Genomic DNA, 19,998 nt, shown 5'->3' on the forward strand with positions numbered 1-19,998 from the left:
TCTGGATGCCCAGCGCTTATCCGATGATGTGCAGCTGGTCCACCGGCATTACAACAAACCGCAGATGCGCTCGATGCTGGTGGGTGCCAACGAGGAATACGCCGTCTGGGGCCGTGGTACCGGTAAATCGGAGGGGCTGATTGCCCCTCGAAGTTTTCGCAACGTCGAAGTCATGCCCCGGGGCCACGGTTGTTTTGTGGGCGCTACGTACCTGCAACTGCTGGAGCGGACACTGCCACCGGTGATCAAAGGCTGGGAGCAGATGGGTATGGTCCGTGGTCGTGACTTCTGGATCCGCGAACGCCCCCCTAAAAAGCTCAATATTCCCCAGCCGATCGTGGGCCCCGTTACCTCGGATCACTGCATTTTCTTTAAAAACGGAGCCGTGGCCAGTATGGTCTCTCAGGACCGGCCGGGCAGTGCCAACGGGAAAACGGTGCACTGGATCATCGGCGACGAAGCCAAATTCCTCGACAAACAAAAGCTCGACAATGAGCTGCTGATGACCAACCGGGGCGACGATCGCTATTTCGGCGGTATTCCGGAGTTTCACTCCCTGCTGTTCTGTACCGACATGCCCACCACCAAAGCGGCCATGTGGATCCTCGAGCAGGATAAGCGCATGAAAAAGCAGTCGGAAAACCTGCCCGTTGACCGAATTTCGGCGCTTTTGAGCATTCGGGCGGAAATCTATCAGCTCTACGATTTATTGGTAAAAAAACCCGGCAAACGGGACAAGATTCTGGCAGAAATCGCCAAACGGCAAAGCCAGTGGGATGCCATTCGGGCCAATACGATCTATTTCAGTGAGGCCAGTACCCTGGACAACATTCACGGCTTTGGGCTAAAAAACATCGCTAAACTGCGCAAGCAGCTACCGACGTTCATTTTCCGGACAGCCATTCTCAATCAGCGACCTTTTTTATCGGAAAATGCCTTTTATCCGGATCTGGATGAGCACCATTTTACCGATGCCTATGACTATGGGTATATCGATAGCTTTGACTTTGGGAAAGGCCAGTATGAGGATTCTCGTAAGGATGCCGATGTGGACAAGTGGGCACCCCTGGACGTGGGGGGTGATTACAACTCCAGCATCAACCCTTTCCTGGTTGGTCAGGCACGGGGACGTAAGTATAGGGTGCTCAATGAGATCTATGTACGGGCACCGCTGAAGCTGAAGGATGCAGCACGTGCGTTCTGTGCGTATTATAAGCATCACCCAACCAAGCGGGTACGTTACTTCTACGACCATACGACCATCTTTACCAATGCGAGTATGGAGATGAGCTTTGCCGATGACTTTGCTGATGTGTTGAGAGCGGCAGGCTGGGAGGTGGACATGATCTACCTGGGCCATACGCTTTCGCCCATGCAACGCTATGAGATGTGGGGGCGTTGCCTGACGGGTGGTGATGAGAAGTTCTTCGATGTCAGCTTCAATCGCAACAACTGTCAGTACGTACGGGTATCGATGCAGCAGACCCAGATCAAGCAGGGGAGCCGTGGCTTTGAGAAAGACAAGGGTGATGAACGTAAGCTGGAGCTGGACCAGCGGGAGACGACTCACTTCAGTGATGGGGTGGATACCCTGCTGATCGGCGCTCACCTGGTGCACCAGTTCGAAAGCGCTGAAGCCTTTGATGCTGTCTTCATTAGTTAGCCTGCCCAGCTGAGCGTGGTCAACATCGTTGTTACCCATGGAGCCTGCTTGATCAAGCAGGCTCTTTTCATATATGGTGCTGTCCCCCTTTTTGCAATTGCATTTTTGCTCAGTGCGTGCCTGGGGGTGAACAGACGGAAACGACTGCGTTTTTCACTTTTTTCAACGATTAACTACCTGATTTATAGACTATATTGTGATTTCTGAATGTCAGAAACGTTTAAAAAAGAGAAACGGGCTGAATGTGTCACCCATAGCACCCATTTGGCAATCAGGACTTTAGGTGTAAATTTTGCAATTCTGATCCGTTTGCCCCCATTCGTATACCACTCGACTTTTGACAAAATCGACCCTTCTCCGGTCTTTTTTACCTGTTTTCTCGTAACTGTACAATGGCCTATTTCTGGAATCAATGCATGCCCACCACCGATCAGCTTCATGAACCGCCCAAAGCCATCTATCGGCTGCTGAAATCGGGTGAGCTGCTGCAGCCCCGCGATGATGCTTACAATCCGGCTACTGATCAATGGCGATGGGTGATTGTCGTCGACAAAACACTGATCAATACGCCCTACGACCCTACTGTACTCGGGCCAGTGCGACGGTTTAATAAATGAGTTGGAGAATGTAGCTCAACTACCCCCTTTCACCAAAACTTTGTTGTTGCCAGTAGTATATATAAGTTTCCCACCGGTATATCGTAGCCTGTAGGCTTGTGCGGTCGGGGTCGAAATGGTAACGGTATGACCGGAGTTGATGGTGACAGCTTCATAAATACTTGGCTCATGTCCACATGACCAGGTAGCCGCATTTGACCAATTACCCGAAGCAATTGAATGGCATGCGCCAATGACATAGAAATGAGTCGTATCCGTTACAATCGTGCCATCTGAAGCTTTACCCGATACAATAACCGGCTTCTCCCCTGGAAAACGTCCATCAGCCACAAACGTATAGCTACCAGGCATGCCATTCGATCTAGCTGAATAAAGGGTATCGGAATTGTAGCCTACATACGTCCTGACATTAACTACGTCGCTAGCTGAAATAGAAACGGTAATGATTTGACCATTAGCGACATATTGTCCCCGAGACGGAGAATTAATATGAAGGGAGCCAGTCATCGCTTTAGTCTTTGCCTGTAAGTTTGTATTGATAACGGGCGGATTTATGGTAATTGGATTAAAACCCGATGTACAAAATGATGTACTGGTTGGGCTATTTAGTAAAGCAATCAGTTTGTTAATTACTTCAGGATTGCCAACTGAGCCAATATGCATCTGATTGTAGAAAATGGATTTACAGGAACCAGACATACCTCCTAACTGGCTGTTAAAGGCAACTACAAGATCATGATCATCCTGAAAAAGAGCATTTGGTGTAACATTGTAAAGATCCAGTACCAGTTCGAAAATTTTAGCTTTTGACCGCTTGCCAAACGTATCACTCTGAGTTAATTCCGTAGTGACGATGGCATGCGCAGGAACTTTATTGTTAGTACGAGTTGCTCCGTTTAGATCGACCCTGATGGCTGCGCTATTAACTCGTAAATCATCAACGGATCCACCGTCGCAGGCACCGCCTACAAAGGGCCCTAATGCTTTATTGATAATCACACAGGCATTATAATTAGTATAAGGGTACTGAGTTGAGGTGAGCAGACTAGGCATCGGTGAGCCTGAATGAGGTGTGTTGACAGTAATCAACTTATGCACATCATCTCGTGATGTAGGTCCTTGTAAATATAAACGACCTAGGATTCCTCCCATGCTATGACCGATGTAATCTACTTTACCAGCAGAAATCCCCTCTCTTTCAAGTAGATAGAAAAGTAGATCAATCTGCTCAGGAATTTTAGGCACGTTGACACTAAATGACCGGTTTGCCGTTTCATGATAATCAACAACGTGTAAAAACCGTGGTTCATACTGTCCCGTAGATAACAAAGTTGACTTTGTCGTGCTGTAGCAAGATGCGTCTGACCACAGCCCATGCACCATAAATACGGGTGCTCGGTAAACAGTAATAATAAAGGAAGTAAGTGGGATAGGTGACGTACTGGTTGGAGTAGCGAATAATCTCACCAGTTGCCCAATACTTTTAGCAGGTCCTTGAATGTAATCAGGATGATTATAACGGGCGATAATACTATCGCGACTTTGAGTGATAACTGTAAAGCTTCCGGTTTGCGAGACATCGGATCCTGAGGGTTTAAATACAGCCTGACTATAGTCTATCCCTCCTCCGTACATTTTGAATATAGAAGCACTTGATCCATCAGCACAAACATTAAGTGACTTTTGAGGGTCAAGATCAATAGCTGTTTGTAATAATTCCCTCCTTGAGAAAGCCGAATTGTTTAAGATTTGATGAAAGTGTTGAAGCGTGAGTGGCGGTGGGCCCCCTGTTAATTTAACTACCCAAATGTCATTTGATCCATGTCCTCCACTAACATCTCGATTAGAAGAACCTGTATATCCCGTAGCAATATAGCCCCCATCAGTGGTTTGCTGAATGGAATAGAAAGTTTCATAATTAGTCCCTCCCAGGCATTTCTGCCAAAGGATATTCCCAGAAGAATTTAATTTAACGATCCAGCAGTCAGTCCCACCATTGTATCCGCTCACATCTCCATTTGATGAACTAGTATAACCTGCTACAATATAACCTCCATCGGTTGTCTGTCGTATGGAATAACCTCTATCTCCTAAACTTCCTCCCAGACACTTTTGCCATTGGATCGCTCCAGAAGAGCTTAATCTAACTACCCAATTATCATTGCCGCCATGTTTTCCACTTACATCCCCATCGGAAGAACCCGTAAATCCTGAGGTAATATAGCCCCCATCAAAGGTCTGCTGAATAGATAAGATTTCGTCATCCGCAGATCCTCCTAAACACTTTTGCCATTGGATACTACCTGCTGGACTTAACTTAACTACCCAACCATCACTATATCCAAATCCATGTTTACCACTCACATCTCCGTCAGTAGAATATGCGCTCCCCCCCACAATATAACCTCCGTCAAGTGTCTGCTGAATAAATTCGGCGGACTCTGATCCAGTGCCGCCCAGACACTTCTGCCACTGTATATTTCCTGAAGAACTTAGTTTGACGACCCAAATATCTCTACTAGGATAGAATGTGTTTTCAACATTAGTACCATGGTTTCCACTTACATCTCCGTCGTTAGATCTTGTAAAACCCGCCACGATATAGCCTCCGTCTGTAGTCTGTTCAATTGATTGAAATTCTTCAAAATCAGATCCCCCTAGAAATTTTTGCCATTGAATAACACCGCCTTGGCCGAGTTTAATGACCCATCCATCCGAGTAAACATCATTAGTCGCAGTTGCATGTTTATCGTCGTCTGTATGACCGGCTACTATATAGCCTCCGTCAGTTGTTTGTTGAATTGAGGTTATAAAATCAAAGTAGTCATTACTCCCCAAGCACGTCTGCCACTGTATTCCACCAGCAGCATTTAATTTGACTATCCAAGAATTTAAATCATCATAATTTCCAGTTACATCACCATCTCCTTCATCGGAATTCGTATAACCGGCAACGATATAGCCACCATCGGTTGTCTGCCGAATGCAATAAGCTCTCTCCTCAACACTCCCACCCAAGCACTTTTGCCACTCAATGGTTGGGACTTGGGCAATTATAAAAGTTGGTAGTAGTAAAAAATAAAGAAGTGTACAGATAGAACGTAACATAGAATCAGCGTTTTGTGGATAGATAATTTACCAGTTGTAAAGTACTAAGTAGGTCAAATTTAGTTGTTTAGCTTGACATTTTGGGCGACTGAGCATAAAATCAAGCACAGCCAAAAAATATTTTTATACTGCTTGGCTGGCGTCTCATCGGGTGTCGCGGCCCGACTGCCCACCGGCCAGCACTTTCGCGCCTATGATCAAGGTGGGGGAGATGCTCCAGACAATGCGACAAACCGACGCCCGGGGCAGAAACCGGGTGTTCGACGTTGTCATTTGTACAGCGAATCACCAGCGCAATACCGGTGGTAAATTCCTCGAACTTCGCAAAGTCAGGCTGCTGACCAAACAGCGCCAGTCGCTACGTTTTCTGCTGGTTCAGGCTCCGGGCGTCAAAGACCCGATTCGGCTGCACCTCGATCTGATTCTCTATTTCAACAATCAGGAGGTGCTATAATGGGCGGAAAGCGCAGCACAGTCCCTTATTACGAGGGTGAATTCTTCGACACAGCCATTCTGGCCAGTGCTGGCATCAGTATTTCGCTGGAAACCGATCGCCCGGCTCAGTCACGCTCAGGCGTTCCCAAATCAGGACTTCAGCCAGGTACTACGCCCTCCGTGGCAGTTCCGGATGAGTCGCTCTACGGCCCCACCATTGATGACGTAATGCCCTGGGGCGATGGTAATGATTTCCCCCAACGGATGGTCGATCTCTACAATCAGGATCCGATTATCCCCCAGACGCTGGGCAAACTGGCCACCATGATCGTGGGGGGCGGTATTCTCATCGTCGAGGAAGATATCGACGAAAAAGGCCAGAAAGTGTTTCGGGCACCGTCGGGTGATCCGGCCCTGCTGGCCGAAATCCGGGCGTTCATCGATCACCCCAAATTCTCGCTTTACATGCGGGAAATGGCCAGTGACGTCATTACGTTTTACAACGGCTGGCCCGAGATGATCATCAGTAAGGATCGCTCGATCATAACCAGTCTGGAACCCCTTAACGGGGAAGAGTGCCGCTGGTGCCGGATGACATCAAAAGGGGAACTACCCTACATCTACCTGAGCGCCAACTGGCCCCGCTACACCCCGCTGCTGACGAAGAAAATCAACGTCCTGGATCCCTACCGGCCTGATGCGGTCGAATGGCTCCGGGAAGCCTCGTTTCATAACTGCGTGTATCCGATCCGTTTTCCAACGCCGGGCAAACGGTATTATTCGCTCCCTCATCACTACTCGATCGTTGAATCGGGCTGGCTGGACGTCCACCTGGCGATTCCCCAGTTCAAAAAGTTTGTGATGAAAAACCAGATGACGCTCAAATATCACTGGAAAGTCGATAAGGAGTACTGGGCACAGACCTATGGGGAGAAATATACCAAAGCGACTCCCGAAGGTAAACGGGCCATCAAGGTCAAGTGGCTTAAGGACATGAACAAAACCCTGACCGACGTCAGCCGGGCGGGTAATTCGATCATCACCGACGTCACCTGGGACCAGGTGAACAAAGTCTACAAGGATCACATCACGGTGACCCCTATCACCGACGCCATGATTGACGGCAAATACATTGAGGATAACCTGGAAGCAGCCGCCAATATCTTTTATGCGTTTGGCGTCGACCCGAGTCAGGTTGGTTTTGCCGGTGGCGATAAAATGGGCGGCCAATCCGGCGGCTCTGATAAACGCGAAGCCTACCTGATCGCCCTGCAGATGCTGCGTCCCTTCCGGGACATGCTGCTGGAGCCACTTCGGTTCGTCTCGATCTATAATGGCTGGAAAGCGGCCATGCCTAAACTGGCCTTTGCCTTTAACGACACCATTCTCACCACCCTCGATACCGGTGCCGGTACCGCCAAAAAACTGAGCTAATATGAAAAGTCTGTTTGACGGTACCACAGATGAGCTGCGCCGGCTGGTTCCGGGCATCGTGGCCAATTTTACCCTAAAACCAGCGCTGAAAAGTCAGCTCGATCAATCCGCAGAATCGTTGCTGCCCCGTTTTGTCGGCACTACGATCGCTGATCAGATCACCGAGAGCAGTGAAAGTTCCGACGCTACGTTGAAAGGGGCGTTTGGACTGGCCCAGCAGGCCATGGCCAAACTGGGTTTTGCAGATTATTTACCCTTTGCTGAAGTGCAGATCGGTGATGACGGCATTACCGTTACGGCCGTAGACGGACGCCGGGCTGCTTTCGACTACCAGACCCAGAAACTCGATCGGAGCCTGCGCGAAACGGGCTGGCAGAAACTTGATGAACTGCTGCAGCTCATTGCCGCCAACGATGCCAAATTTCCGGGATGGAATACAGCTCCCTATTATCTGGAGCATCAGCAGGCGCTGTTCAAAACAGCGCAGGATTTTAGCAAGTCATACCCCATTCAGAATCGCTGGCTCACCTTCTGGGCACTGCGCCCGTTTATTCAGGCGGCTGAGGATGATTTCGGTACGTTGAATTTGGATCGTATCGATGCGTTGCCCAACGCGGTGACCGATGAGCAGAAAGCGCCCCTCAAACGGAAGTTATTCCGGGCCATTGCCTACGAGGCTGTATTATCGGCCATTCCCAACCTGAGTGTCGAGCTGTCGGGTAACAACGTGCAGGTGAATTACGCCAGCCAATATGGCGGTAACGCTACGTATTACACCCCACCGGGTAAAGACCTGCTGGAGTGGTGGCAGCAGAACCTGCGTACGCAGGCTGATACGTTCTGGCAGGGCTTTGAAAACGCCCTGGCTGCCCTGCTACCGACATCCCCATCGGATGACGAAGGGGGTGATCTGTTGGGCGAAGAATCATCCCTGGTCTACATCTAACCCTACTACTGCTATGAATGACCCTTATAAAGAAAACGCTATCCTATCAGGAGTAGCGCTGCTCTCCGCCCTGATGCTTCTGCTGGTGATGCAACTGCTCCAGGGCTGCGGTCCTAAAAAGGCAAATCCTCCGGCCGTTACGACCATTTACGCCGATACGACCCGCACCAGACTGGTGCACCGGGCCGAAGCCTCCAGCGCTGCCATCACCATCATTCACGAACGCACTCAAAAAACCGTAACTTCTTATGAACGTAGTGTCAAAAAATACGATTCGATCCGGGTGGAACTCCCTGAAATCGTACCTGGTCAGTAGCCGACTCGGTCAGGCCGTCGCCTCGCCCAACTTTCTAAAAGTGGTTGTGACGCTGAGCCTGCTGCTGCAGCTGGTCCAGTGTACCCACTGCACCGGCCAATCCGTGCAGGCCATGGTTAAACAGCAGCCGTTCCCCTACGCCACCGGTGTGGCCATGGATACAGCCACCTATCAGGCTGTCAGAGCTAAATTACAGGCGGCTGATCAACTGAAACGCGACGCCCGACGGGCGATCGATTCCCTGTTACATGAAGTAAACCTGACCTACAAGGGGCTCCTTGATCAGCAGGCTCTGCGCCAGCATGAATCGACCCGTTTGAACGAAGCCTTGACACGGATGCAGCTTATCGATACGCAGCTCAGTCAGGCCACTACAAAGCTGAAACAGGCCGAGCAGATCCGCGATGCTGTGCTGCAGACACTGCCCCGACGCATTCGTAAACAGCTGACCACAGCTTCGCCGGACGTAGTGGCCGAACAGGTGGCTACGTACATAAAAACCCAGCAGCGACGCAAGTGGAGCTGGGCGAGCGTGAGCCTGACGGGTGGATTTGTGCTGGGCGTTTTAACCGCACTGTTCTGATGGTACCGGCACGTCTTACCTCCGCTGACTATCAGCAGGCGGCTGCGCTGCTCCGCACCGGTGTCGCCGAGATCAAGGCCGTTCGCGATGTGGAGAGTGCGGGCTACGGATTTCTGCCCGATGGCCGCATTCTGATCCGTTTTGAAGGCCACCGGTTTCGGAAAGAAACGGGACGGATTTACGACAAAAGCCATCCAACGTTGTCGCACCCCTACATGCCCAACTGCCCTCATAACAAGGGGCCCGTACATGACTACGCCCGGCTGAAAATCGCCATGGCGCTGAATCCAACGGCCGCTCTTTTATCCACCTCCTGGGGACTGTTTCAGGTGATGGGTGACGAGTTCTGGCGGTGTGGCTTCAAGGATGTACACACCTTCGTCGATGATCTTAAAAAAGGCGAAAAGCAGCATTTACTGGCTGCCTCAAAGTTCATCATCAGCAAGAAACTCGACGATGAGCTGCGCGATCACGAATGGGACGGTTTTGCGTATGGTTACAACGGTGAACACTACCGCGATAACAAATATCAACTCAAACTGGCCCTGCGCTTCGCTTTTCACGTTAAAAACCCCTAATCATTTTCACGCTTGTAAACCCGTAACCCCCCATGGACCTGACCACCATTGGCAATGATTTATTGAAATTCTCCCCGCTGGCCTTCGTGCTGGCCGTCGCCGTGTACGTACTCTGGAAAAAACTGGAGGTAAAGGATACCGATCTGAAGGACACCATGAAAGCCCACGATGCTGACCGGAAGGAAACGCAGGAAAAGCTCACCCAGGTGCTGGCGCAGAATTCGGCTTCGCACGTGCAGTTATCGGAATCGGTTAATAATTTGACCAAGGCTACCAACGAATCCCGTTCTGAAATCGGTGGCCGGTTATCAGCCCTGGAAAGTCAGACAAAACTCAATCGATCTGTCCGCAAACAGGCAATAGGCTAAATGACCGACTTTCAGTTGCGCATCGGCAAACGAACGTATCCCTTCAGTGGCCCCTCGGCCTGGTCGGAGCTGACAGCCCACCAGGCCGTGAGTCTCTGGCGATTTCGGAGCCTGGTGAGTGATCAGCCCGCCAGCCTGTTTCCAGTACTCATGCTGCTGTATGGCATGGGCAGACGGCAGCTGCGCTGGCTGTTTGACGCCCGTTTTCTTCAGCGAAAACGAGTAAGGGCGGATCAGCAAACGGAATGTCTGGCGCTGGGTCAGGCCCTGATCGATACGGTGAACTGGGTGGGGGAAACCCTGCCCACGGATGCGTTTGTCGTGCCGCATTTCCGGCTGTTTGACTTTCAGTTCGGCAGCTGGCGCGTGTTACGTAGTCGTATTTTCCACCGCAGGCGGTATTATTCACCGGCTGAAGGGCTGGGTAACTTGACGTTCGGCGAATTTATGTACGCTGATCAGGCCCATAAGGTGGGCAATCTGGCCCGACTATCGGCTATTCTCTACCGGAGGACCGGTAAACTGGCCTCTCTGGATGATGTTCGTCAGCCGTTTGACTCACGCCGGCTGGATCGTGATCAACATTATTTTCAGCAACTGGATCCGGCCCTGTTACACCTGATCGGCGCTCAGTATGAAGCCTGTCTGCGGTCGCTGCAGCGTCATTTTTCACTCGTTTTTTCCGTTGCTGACGAAGCGACGGCCAAATCCAAAGGGACTGATTCGGCCGGCTGGCTGGATGTAGCCATTAATATGGCCAAACTCGACCCAACCAAAGTGCCCCAGATCGAGCAGCAGAATCTGTATCTGGTCTTGAAAGTACTCAACGAAGGCATTCGCCAGGCCGAGGAATTGGAAGAGCAACTGGATAAAATGAAGCGTAAATAACTCATGACTGAGCAGCAGTATATCGACTATTTTGAGGGGCTGGCCACTCGCCACAAAGCCATTCTGCACAACGCCGAAACGCACAAATCCTTTTTTGTGGTGCACGACGATAACCTGACGGAGGTAGAAACGGCCGTGCGCAATAGCTTGAGTCTGCCTGCACTTTTGCTCGATCAGTACTTCGACGAGGAAGATACCGAGCACGATAACAACCGGCTCCGGGTGCTGGGTGGGCTGAGCATTATTTGTAAAACCGAAGCCGGTAATACCCAAAGTTTTCGGGAAGCCCGTCAGGAAGCCCGTCGGATTGCACGGAGGATTCTCAACAAAGTGCGAAAGGATTGCCGATACGGGGGTGCCCTCTTCGATCAGAACGTCATGATCTCGTTTCAGGCCCAGGGCGAACCCACGCCCATTATCGGGGGATCGGCAACCGGCTGGGGCTATGCCTTTACCTTACTGAAGCCCATGACCGTCGCCATCGATGGCGATGACTGGCTGGAGTAGGCTGGTTCGTCTCATCGGGTGTCGCGGCCATGCTGACCCCTGGCGGGCATTTTCGCCCCCATGCCCGTTACGTTATTTACCACTCCCGACGAGTTTGCCCTGACGCGTGGTGGCCGGATGCTCTACGAGTTTTCGGGCAGCGGTCGCTACGAAACGTTGGGCGTTAAAGCGGTGAGTGGCATCGGCTTCGGTGGCGCTGTTCCCGATGGCACGGCCATCACCTTGAAGTGGAACAATAAATCCCACACCATCACCGCCAAAACCAGCCCCGTTCTCGATTCGGAATTTCCGGCGGGTGACGGCTCCATTGCCTACGCCGATAGCCTGGTCCCCTTTTTTAAGAGCTACTTTCCGTTTCGGGAGGATTTTACCATCGACCGCCAGGAGCTGGGTGGTTTTCACTTCATCAATTTCACGGCCAAAAAGCCCGGACCCGCCTACGATATCAAGCCCATTACGCCGGGCAATATCGCCTCTCCCTATTACTTCTTTGGTAATCCAACCCCTGGCGCGGATCCCCGCTTACGGACGCAGTACTCGGTTTACGTAGAACTGTATCTGCAGAAAACAGGTACCGCTGGCACCGATCTGGATGCCGATTACGAGCGGATCTATGCCTTTCCCATCGAAACCGATGCGGGGGGGAATGCCCAGTTCGATGCGGGCAGTGTCCTGCATGCTCATCTGAGTGCCGACTGGCCCAGCTGGAGCCTGTTTACCCCCTGTCTGGCTGAAAACTCGGCCCGTAAGTATTACATCGCCTACGGAGAAGCCTTTGGAGCCCCCCTGCAGATTGGTCGGCTGACCAATGGTGAGCTCTATCAGGCGTACCTGGGCGGAGCCGACTACCTCTCCCGGAGTGATACGGGGTTTAACCTGGGCATTTTCAAGGATATCGCCACACCGGCGGGTGATCGGGCTCTGCGCTACGGAGCCACCACCCGGTACGTTCGAGCGGATGAGCCGCAGTTTTTAACGTTTCTCAATTTTCGGACCAATCAGACGGGCACCAGGCTCCGTATCATTCGCACATACGACAACAATGAGACGGAGGATCTGACGAGTGGCCTGGCGACGGATGACGTACTGAAAGGCCAGAAAATCACCTATGCCGTTGGTCCTACGCAGCTGCTGGTCACCGAGAACCTGCCCACTGGCCGTAGCCTGGTGGACTATACGGTTCAATGGCTGAATGGTAACGAGGATCCAATCAGTGAGGCGTACCGCTTTATCCTCAATTACGATTACCAGCCCTACACCCGCTACTTTATTTACCTGAGTAGCCTGGGCGTACCGGAATCACTCTGTACGAGTGGCAAAGGCTCAGCGGAACTGAACCGGTTTTATGAGCAGGCCGAACGCTACCTGCCTGCCAACTATGCCATCAAGGATGGCCAGTTCGTCGATTATGACATCGCCCTGCAGGACAGCTTCGAGGTAACGACCGGCTTTCGGTCGGAGTCGGAGCTGCGCATCTGGCGGGATTTTTACCGTTCACCCGAACGCTACCTGTTTGAGCAGGGGCTGCTGATCGGCAATAGCCGCATCAAACCGATCGGTATCACCACCAAACCCATCAAACTGGCCAAGGATGGGGATACCTTATTTGCGCACAAGTTTGAATTTGTCTATCTGTACAAGGATGAATTCTACAGCGAAGAGCAGGAACCAGCCGGAGCACTGCCCCCCCTGAATTTTGTTCCCGCTGGCAATAGCACCGTCGTTATTGGAAACCCGACCATCGTTCGTTCGATCGACGATACGGTACCCAATGCGGTTCGGGATCTGACCACGAACCTGATTAACAACTTCAAGCAAGCAGTTGCCTGGGGCAATCACGCGCTGGCGGGTTACCTGACCGAAAGCAGCGTGTCGGCGCTGTTTCGCCGGAAGGACCAGCCCATTACCTACGCTGAGCTGGAGGGCACGCCACCCACGCCCACGCTTGATTTAGTGGTTGGGCAAAATGGAATTACGGATAAAACCGTTCAGGTAGGCCAACTGCGTATTCCCGATGACTCACCGTCGACCGTGATGGACGGCTGGGCAGGATTCGTACGCATCGGTAACGTACTAAAACTGGCTCCCATCGACGCCAAGTCGCTGGTGATGAAGCTGGTCAATGCCATCACCAACAATGGGGATATCAGGGCCATTTTCACCCAGGTGCTGCCCCAGAAACTCTCGGATCTGATTGAGCTGGTCTCTACCTTACCCATCCTGCTGAAAGGCGATGCGACCAATTTCACCCGCATCATTTCCCGCACCTCGTCGGCGCTGGCTGGCCTGACCATCAACACCGATGACAATTTCGAGCTGCTGGGCTTTATCGGCCGGTTTTTCGGCAATGCCATCGGCATGCAGGGGCCGCAGGGCCGCACCTTCAAACTCGTAGGGGATGGTACCGCCGTTACCGACGTAATCGCGCTGCAGGCGACGGGTACCGACATTCTGGCCCATGCCTACGTCCTGTCGGAACTGGAAAATGGGAGTGAGCCGACAGGCTTCTTTTTCCCAAAACCCATTGGCAATGGCCTCTTTAAGTTAGTTCTGGCCGATCCGGCTACCGTAACCCGCGCGCTGATTGACTACCTGCCAGCTAGTAATGGCAGTGGTGGCAGTCAGGTGCGTCAGACCAGGTTGATGGGCTGCGCACCGGTGCCCAAACTGCCCCAGAAGAAGCAACGCATCACCCTGGCGCAGGCCAGCTTCGACGCCGATCAGGCCCATAACATTCAGGTGCCAGGCGGTTCCATCACCTGGTCACTCCGCGATCCCGACGGCAAACCAGTGGGCGATATTCTGGACATGAGCTTTCCGGATGCGGGTCACTTTCGGCCCAGCATTCCCGCTGGCAGTCTGATGACCAAGGCCGACTTTGTGGGCTATAAACTGTATCTGGAGCTCGACGAAGAAGACTTTGGCGACGTGCCGGGCTGGCCAGGTGCGGGTACTTACAACGCATTTATTCGGGGGATTGTCGATCCGTCGACGGGTCAGCTGATCGAAGATAATTTCGGCGATCCCATTCTGTACTATTCACCCATGGACTGGGTCGAGCGGGGCTATGACCCCAGCGAAGTGCAGATCCGGGACTGGAAGCAGTACCTGCTGCCCCAATCAACTATATCCGATGAATGCCTGCCCAATAGCAATCCGCCCCCACCGCCCGGCTACCCAACCTGGATACGGTCGACCCTGAATCCACCTACCTCACCGGCTAATAGCTACTTTGACATCACCCTGTTCTGGGATGAGTATGGTACACCGGCAGCGGGTAAACAGGTGGCCGGTATCGATCATCTGGATCTGCCGCCCTGGATGACCTACAGCACCGATGCACCCAGTCGCAGCAGCCGCATTTTTGGTAAACCCGATACGTTGATTCCGACCGGTATCACCTCGTTTTCGGTGACGATGGCGCTCAATCAGAATGATGGGCTGTTCACGCCAAGAAAATTCATTCAGACCGTGGTACCGGCCCAGCTGCAGGTGCACGCCATTTACAATACGGTGACCAATGCCATCGACGTGTACGTGGGTGTGGACGGCACTGGCTTTCCCAAGATTCAGCTCTACGATGCCCCGTTTGTCTACGGTAATCGGGAAGAGAAAAGCATGCCCCGCATCACCATGGTGGTGTTGTCTGCTAAAAATTACTTTTTCAAATATTCCTACGGCGGCATCATCACCGGCAAATACGTACCCAAGATCACCTGGCTCAACCAGGTGGTCTACGTCGTGATTCCCGTTAACGAGAATGCCAACCTGAATACAGCGCTGTCGCTCTCGTTGAACCCACCGACCATTCAGACCAACTTTGGTCAGGAGCCGGGCGAGGTGGAGCTGCTGCCGGCAAATCAGAAACCCATCGTCATTACGCCCTGGCCTGATCAGGTCTTTACCCAGATTTCTACCGTTCGCCGGTTTGCCTATAATCCGGCCCTGGTGTTCTCTGATCCGGACGGCGATCCGCTGGAGTATGAATTTTTGGGCCTGTCGAGCGGAGCTTCAGTGCCCGACAATATGTACTGGGATGAAGCCGCTGGCGAGTTTGTTCTACCCGCCAATTTCGTGGGAGCGGCCGGTTTGATGTTTGAGGCCAAAGATCCATCGGGCGAAATTGCCCGGAGTGCCTTTTTACTGTTGGTGAGTGCGGCTGTGCCCACCAACCATGCGCCCGTATTGGTCAATCCGATTGCCGATATCGTGCGGGCCCGCAGTGCCTCGGCGCAGAACGTCACCATCCCAACCAATACGTTCAGCGATCCCGACTCGGGTGATACCATTACGCTCACGGCCAAACTGAAAAATGGCAACCCCTTGCCAGCTGGCTGGAGCTTCACGGGTAACACCCTTACCTATCCTCTCCAGTTTGCTGGCGTACAGGAAATCGCCATTACGGCTACCGATTCGCACGGGCTCAGTGTGAGTGATGATTTTAAAATCACGGTCGTGACGCCCCAACTGCTAAAAATTGGCTGGTTCGCCAATTCGAGAGGGTCGGGCGGCAGCTTCGACAGCATTGGCGTGGCCACCAAGCTTTCTGTGGTGCCCTTCACCTACAAAGTGTACCTGGAGAGCGAAACCGTGCGGGGCACCCTGGAGCTCTACGCCACAGTCAACCAGGCCGCTGCCACCAACGTAACGGTCGGTGGTGTGCTGAGTGATTACAACTCAGTGCCCATCGGGGCCAACGGTACCCGCATCTGGCGCGATAAAAACTACCAGATCAAAATCGAAATACTCGTCGGTACCACGCTCGTCGACACGCAAACCTTCACCCTTGGACTGGATGCCAATACGGCCATTGCCAGCCTGATCAACGTCTATACGGCCCCCTAACCATGACTGCTAAAAACGCAATAATCGAAATCAATGTGGATGGTCAGGTACAGGGCCACCTGCTGAAAGACCTGCTGAAAATCGCGCTCGGCGTGATGAGCGAACAGGACATCGAGGAGGTGCTCCAGCTGCTGCTGGCCAAAGCGCCCGTTTCGCCCAAACCGGTGCTCGATGCCCCCACCAAACAGCCTGATAAAGCGCTGGAAGGCCCACAGCCTGACCCGTATGCCGACCAGAACGACTTTGACTTTAATGCCTACCTACTGTAATGAAATCTAGACTCTTGTTTTTATTGCTACTGATTCCCCAGCTGATCTGGGGCCAGAGCAGCATCACTTCGGGGATCGGCTATCCCCAGTATTTTGAAACCAAGCCCAGTGGCGAGGTTATTTATTACCGCGTTCAGCGGGACTATGGTCAGTACCCGGCTCCGGCCAATAATGCCCAGTTCGAAGCCTACGTGCAGGGCTGCGTCGATTGCAAAGTGCCGCGCGTGGCTCCCATCGCCTGGGCGGGGAACGTCCGGATTACCTACCTGGCTGACTCGGCCAGAATCGAGGTCGAAAGTTCGGCCACCGTCGATGTGCAGCTCAGCTTCAACCGCTACGATGACAGCACGCTGATCGGTCGCAACAATGACGGTGTGCTGCTGCAGAACGGTACGTTCTACGGCTCGGGTAATAACAACAAAGTAGGCTACGGCAAAGTCTGGAAATTCGGTAAACGCTTCGGCGTGGGCGGCATCAAACCGTTCGTTCCCTTAAAGCTGATCTTTAAGAATGTAGCGACGGGTTCCACCTACACGCACGTGGTCACACCGGTTCCCCGGGCTGCTCAATCGGTGCTGTTTCTGGCGGCTGGCAACAGCTCGCCCCCCAGCAACAACGGTGGCCCTTCGTGGTTCAGCGCCCGCTACACCTATGTAACAGCAACCGCCAAACTTGACATTGAAGGCAGTGGCGAGGAGGGAGTACAACTCCAGATCGAGCGCGTCGATGGGCAGGCGATGGCGCTGGCCAATACCGATAATCCAGTTTTATCGTCGGGTGTTTATTACGGCTACGGTGGCCTTTCTGGCCAGGGCAACTACAACAAACAGTGGTCATTTGCCAGGCGTGGTGATGGTTCGGGTGGTGTGCCCAGCGTACCCCTCAAACTGAGCTTCAAACGAAGCAATGGCACGGTGTATAGTGTCGTCTTTACGCCTACCCAGGTAACCCGTCAGCAACTCTTCAACGCATCGACGGGCACAACGACCTGCGATTTCGCCATTTCAACCGGCCCCCAAAGTGTTCAGTGCGGAGCCGGTATGACGCTGACTGCTTCGGTGTCCGGTGCTGATGCCAGTGGACTCACCTTCAGCTGGGTCGGTAACGGCTTTAGTGGCAGTGGCCAGTCGGTCCAGACCACGGCACCCTCGGCCAACGGTACGTATGCCTACGTAGTCACGGCCAGCAAGTCGGGCTGTGAGCCTAAATCGGCCAATGCGGTCGTCAACGTAACGGGTTGCGGTCAGGCGATTTCCTATAATAATATTCTGGTACTGGGTAACTCGATTACCCACCACGGTCCTCTGGCGCCGAATGCCCTGTTTCCGGGCCATCCGGGCTGGCGCGGTGGTCTGGCTGACTGGGGCATGGATGCCAGTGCGCCCGAGAAAGATTACTTCCATATTCTGGGCGGCTATTTCAAGCAGTTGAATCCGAGCGCCCAGGTCAAGGAACTGGCCAATTTCACCTGGTCCGGTGGCAATATCTCGGTGGCCGATGGGCCGTACTGGGAGCAGAACTACTGGCGTTTGCAGTGGCCGGGTGGACTCGACTACCTCAACAACGTAGCTGCCTTCGGGGCGGATATCATTGTCTGGCGGCTGGGCGAAAACGTTGGCGATGATTCCCAGAATTTTATCGCCCATGGGAAAGCTTTAATCAACAAGCTTAAAAAGCCCACCACCAAGGTCATTATTACGGGCTCGACCTGGTACGGCTTTGGTAACCAGACGAGCGTTACGGCGAAGCTCCAGCAGCTGGCCAATGAAGAAGGTTACGTCTACGTCGATCTCTCCAACATTCCTGGTGCCCGGGCTGGTTACGAGAATCACCCCACGGATGCGGCCATGCAGGTCATTGCTGACCGGATCTGGGCGGCTGTGCCCAAAGGTACTACTGGTGGCAATACGGTGGCCACCATGGCCGGTGGCTACGGCGAAGGCAGTCTGACGAGCCTGATGGCCTATGCGCCGTTTGTGCCGACTAACAACCAGATTTCGAGCTGGCCCCAGGGCAATACGACCCAGTACATCGAAAAAGATGGCATCAAGTTCGGGATCCTTAAGTCAGTTGGTGGATCCATTTCCCACCTGTCGATCAACGGCGGTGAGAACCTGATCAATACCAACAGCACACCCGATCACCCGAGTGTGTTCGAGGGTGTAGTCAATCCACCGGATGTGGGTCGTAGTGGTGGTATATCGATCTATGCCATTCCCCGTAAAATGTATCTGGAGGCTGGCCAGAGCACGGCCAACTGTCCGACGGGCGACGTGGGCTGGAACCTGGTACAGGGCGGCTCCCACTGGCAGCAGCACTCTAAGATCCATTTCTTTGAAAAACGTACGGTGCAGGGACTGGGGGAGGTATTGTATACCAAAACCCAGCCGTATCAGTGGGGACTTAATGACGTCATCGGCCAGAGCTACTTTCACAGCTGGTACTGGCTGGAAGGAACGGGGGTGAATACCCACGTCAAATTCCACTACATCATTGAGCTCAACCGGCCCGATAATCAAAAGCAGCACCGGGAATCCGCCCAGGAGCTTCCCTTTATTTATACGATTGCCACCAAATATCACTACCACATTTACAAGGGCAATAATCCCGGTACAGGTGGTAGTCTGACCGAAATTACTCCGCCCCATCCGTCTCAGAACAGTATACCCCAGTACCAGGAAGATACCGGAGCGTTTACGACCTCGGAGCCCTGGATCGGCTCCACCGGCGACGATGGCGTGGGGGTGTTTTTGGTGACGCCCTGGAACTCGCGTTTTCACGGCAAGCAGTTTCTGGGTCGCACGGGCAATGAGTTTTCGGGCTCCTCGAGCTACATCAATTCGGCTCCCTTAATCAACTTCGATCAGGAGGGCGTGTACGCCTATACGGGCAGTATTTACGCGGGGTCGATGGGCAATTTCCGCAACTTCTACAATTCGACCAGCTTCCCCAAAATGAATTTTGACTTCACCTTTAGTGGAGGCAAAATGTGCGGCTGGGCGGCTTCGTCTTCGCCGGGTCAGCTGATCAACAATCAGTTTGTGTGGAACATTGGCCACAAACGGGCCGAAGATAATGAATCCGGTCATGGCCGTTTGCGCAGTCCGTTTGGTAGCTGGAAAAGCGCTGATCTGAATAATATCTACATCAAAGGCGTCTGGTCGACTAACGTCCGCGAAATCCGGCTCGACTGGCAGAAAGCCGGGCAAACTGACTCCCAAACCGAAAGCCAGTACCGCCACATTACCGTCAATGGTACCGGATCGATGCAGACGATTGTGGTGAACATGGCGGGGTATACCTCGCCCACCGGTGGCACCTGGGATAACAGCATCATCACCAACATTTCCATTACCTCCAAGAAGTATCCCGAGAATCCGATCTACATCGGCAACGAGACGTTCACACCGGCCTACATCGGCACGATTAACCCCAATTAAC

At 52.8% G+C, this 19,998-nt stretch carries 16 protein-coding genes; 14 read left to right on the forward strand and 2 right to left on the reverse strand.

The genetic code is table 11. The features are described 5' to 3' along the window. Positions 1–48: 48 nt before the first annotated feature. Positions 49–174, reverse strand: coding sequence for a hypothetical protein (locus tag IC229_RS35700; RefSeq protein ID WP_262893383.1), 126 nt, complete (start codon positions 172–174; stop codon positions 49–51). On the opposite strand from IC229_RS35700, the gene IC229_RS05810 reads away from it, so the two are divergent. Continuing rightward, the gene (locus IC229_RS05810; RefSeq protein WP_190885992.1) at positions 173–1,663 is read left to right on the forward strand and encodes a hypothetical protein; all 1,491 of its coding nucleotides are present in this window, start codon (positions 173–175) and stop codon (positions 1,661–1,663) included. The two genes, IC229_RS35700 and IC229_RS05810, sit on opposite strands and share 2 nt — an antisense overlap. Positions 1,664–2,055: 392 nt before the next feature. After that, positions 2,056–2,280, forward strand: a complete 225-nt coding sequence (locus tag IC229_RS05815; RefSeq protein ID WP_190885993.1) for a hypothetical protein — start codon at positions 2,056–2,058, stop codon at positions 2,278–2,280. Positions 2,281–2,295: 15 nt separating this feature from the next. On the opposite strand, the gene IC229_RS05820 is transcribed toward IC229_RS05815, so the two are convergent. After that, a complete protein-coding gene (locus IC229_RS05820) occupies positions 2,296–5,388 on the reverse strand; it encodes an esterase/lipase family protein (RefSeq protein WP_190885994.1) in 3,093 nt (1,030 codons plus the stop codon). Between the two features lie 223 nt (positions 5,389–5,611). Between IC229_RS05820 and IC229_RS05825 the strand changes: the two genes are divergently transcribed. From IC229_RS05825 to IC229_RS05880, 12 genes are read left to right on the forward strand one after another with little or no spacing between them, the layout of a single operon-like run. Then, a complete protein-coding gene (locus tag IC229_RS05825; RefSeq protein WP_190885995.1) occupies positions 5,612–5,842 on the forward strand; it encodes a hypothetical protein in 231 nt (76 codons plus the stop codon). Continuing rightward, positions 5,842–7,257, forward strand: coding sequence for a hypothetical protein (locus IC229_RS05830; RefSeq protein ID WP_190885996.1), 1,416 nt, complete (start codon positions 5,842–5,844; stop codon positions 7,255–7,257). The genes IC229_RS05825 and IC229_RS05830 overlap by 1 nt, the downstream gene beginning before the upstream one ends. Before the next feature lies 1 nt (position 7,258). Beyond that, positions 7,259–8,203 carry a DUF6712 family protein gene (locus IC229_RS05835; protein WP_190885997.1) on the forward strand — a complete coding sequence of 315 codons (945 nt, stop codon included), beginning with the start codon at positions 7,259–7,261 and terminating at the stop codon, positions 8,201–8,203. 13 nt (positions 8,204–8,216) lie between these two features. Next, on the forward strand, positions 8,217–8,519 hold the full coding sequence (locus IC229_RS05840) for a hypothetical protein (protein WP_190885998.1): 303 nt from the start codon (positions 8,217–8,219) through the stop codon (positions 8,517–8,519). Further along, positions 8,452–9,102, forward strand: coding sequence for a hypothetical protein (locus IC229_RS05845; RefSeq protein ID WP_190885999.1), 651 nt, complete (start codon positions 8,452–8,454; stop codon positions 9,100–9,102). Before IC229_RS05840 ends, IC229_RS05845 begins: the two co-directional genes overlap by 68 nt. Then, a complete protein-coding gene (locus IC229_RS05850) occupies positions 9,102–9,680 on the forward strand; it encodes an N-acetylmuramidase family protein (RefSeq protein WP_190886000.1) in 579 nt (192 codons plus the stop codon). The genes IC229_RS05845 and IC229_RS05850 overlap by 1 nt, the downstream gene beginning before the upstream one ends. Positions 9,681–9,712: 32 nt before the next feature. Further along, on the forward strand, positions 9,713–10,048 hold the full coding sequence (locus IC229_RS05855) for a hypothetical protein (RefSeq protein WP_190886001.1): 336 nt from the start codon (positions 9,713–9,715) through the stop codon (positions 10,046–10,048). Then, positions 10,049–10,936 carry a hypothetical protein gene (locus IC229_RS05860; RefSeq protein WP_190886002.1) on the forward strand — a complete coding sequence of 296 codons (888 nt, stop codon included), beginning with the start codon at positions 10,049–10,051 and terminating at the stop codon, positions 10,934–10,936. A gap of 3 nt (positions 10,937–10,939) precedes the next feature. Next, complete coding sequence (locus IC229_RS05865) at positions 10,940–11,443, forward strand: hypothetical protein (RefSeq protein WP_190886003.1); 504 nt, start codon at positions 10,940–10,942, stop codon at positions 11,441–11,443. A gap of 60 nt (positions 11,444–11,503) precedes the next feature. Then, the gene (locus IC229_RS05870; RefSeq protein ID WP_190886004.1) at positions 11,504–16,288 is read left to right on the forward strand and encodes a putative Ig domain-containing protein; all 4,785 of its coding nucleotides are present in this window, start codon (positions 11,504–11,506) and stop codon (positions 16,286–16,288) included. A gap of 2 nt (positions 16,289–16,290) precedes the next feature. After that, entirely contained in the window at positions 16,291–16,557 is a 267-nt protein-coding gene (locus IC229_RS05875) for a hypothetical protein (RefSeq protein ID WP_190886005.1), read from the forward strand. Then, positions 16,557–19,997: an SGNH/GDSL hydrolase family protein gene (locus tag IC229_RS05880; protein WP_190886006.1), complete on the forward strand. Its 3,441-nt coding sequence runs from the start codon at positions 16,557–16,559 to the stop codon at positions 19,995–19,997. Before IC229_RS05875 ends, IC229_RS05880 begins: the two co-directional genes overlap by 1 nt. Position 19,998 lies beyond the last annotated feature (1 nt).

Source organism: Spirosoma profusum (assembly GCF_014699005.1).
GTDB lineage: Bacteria > Bacteroidota > Bacteroidia > Cytophagales > Spirosomataceae > Spirosoma > Spirosoma profusum.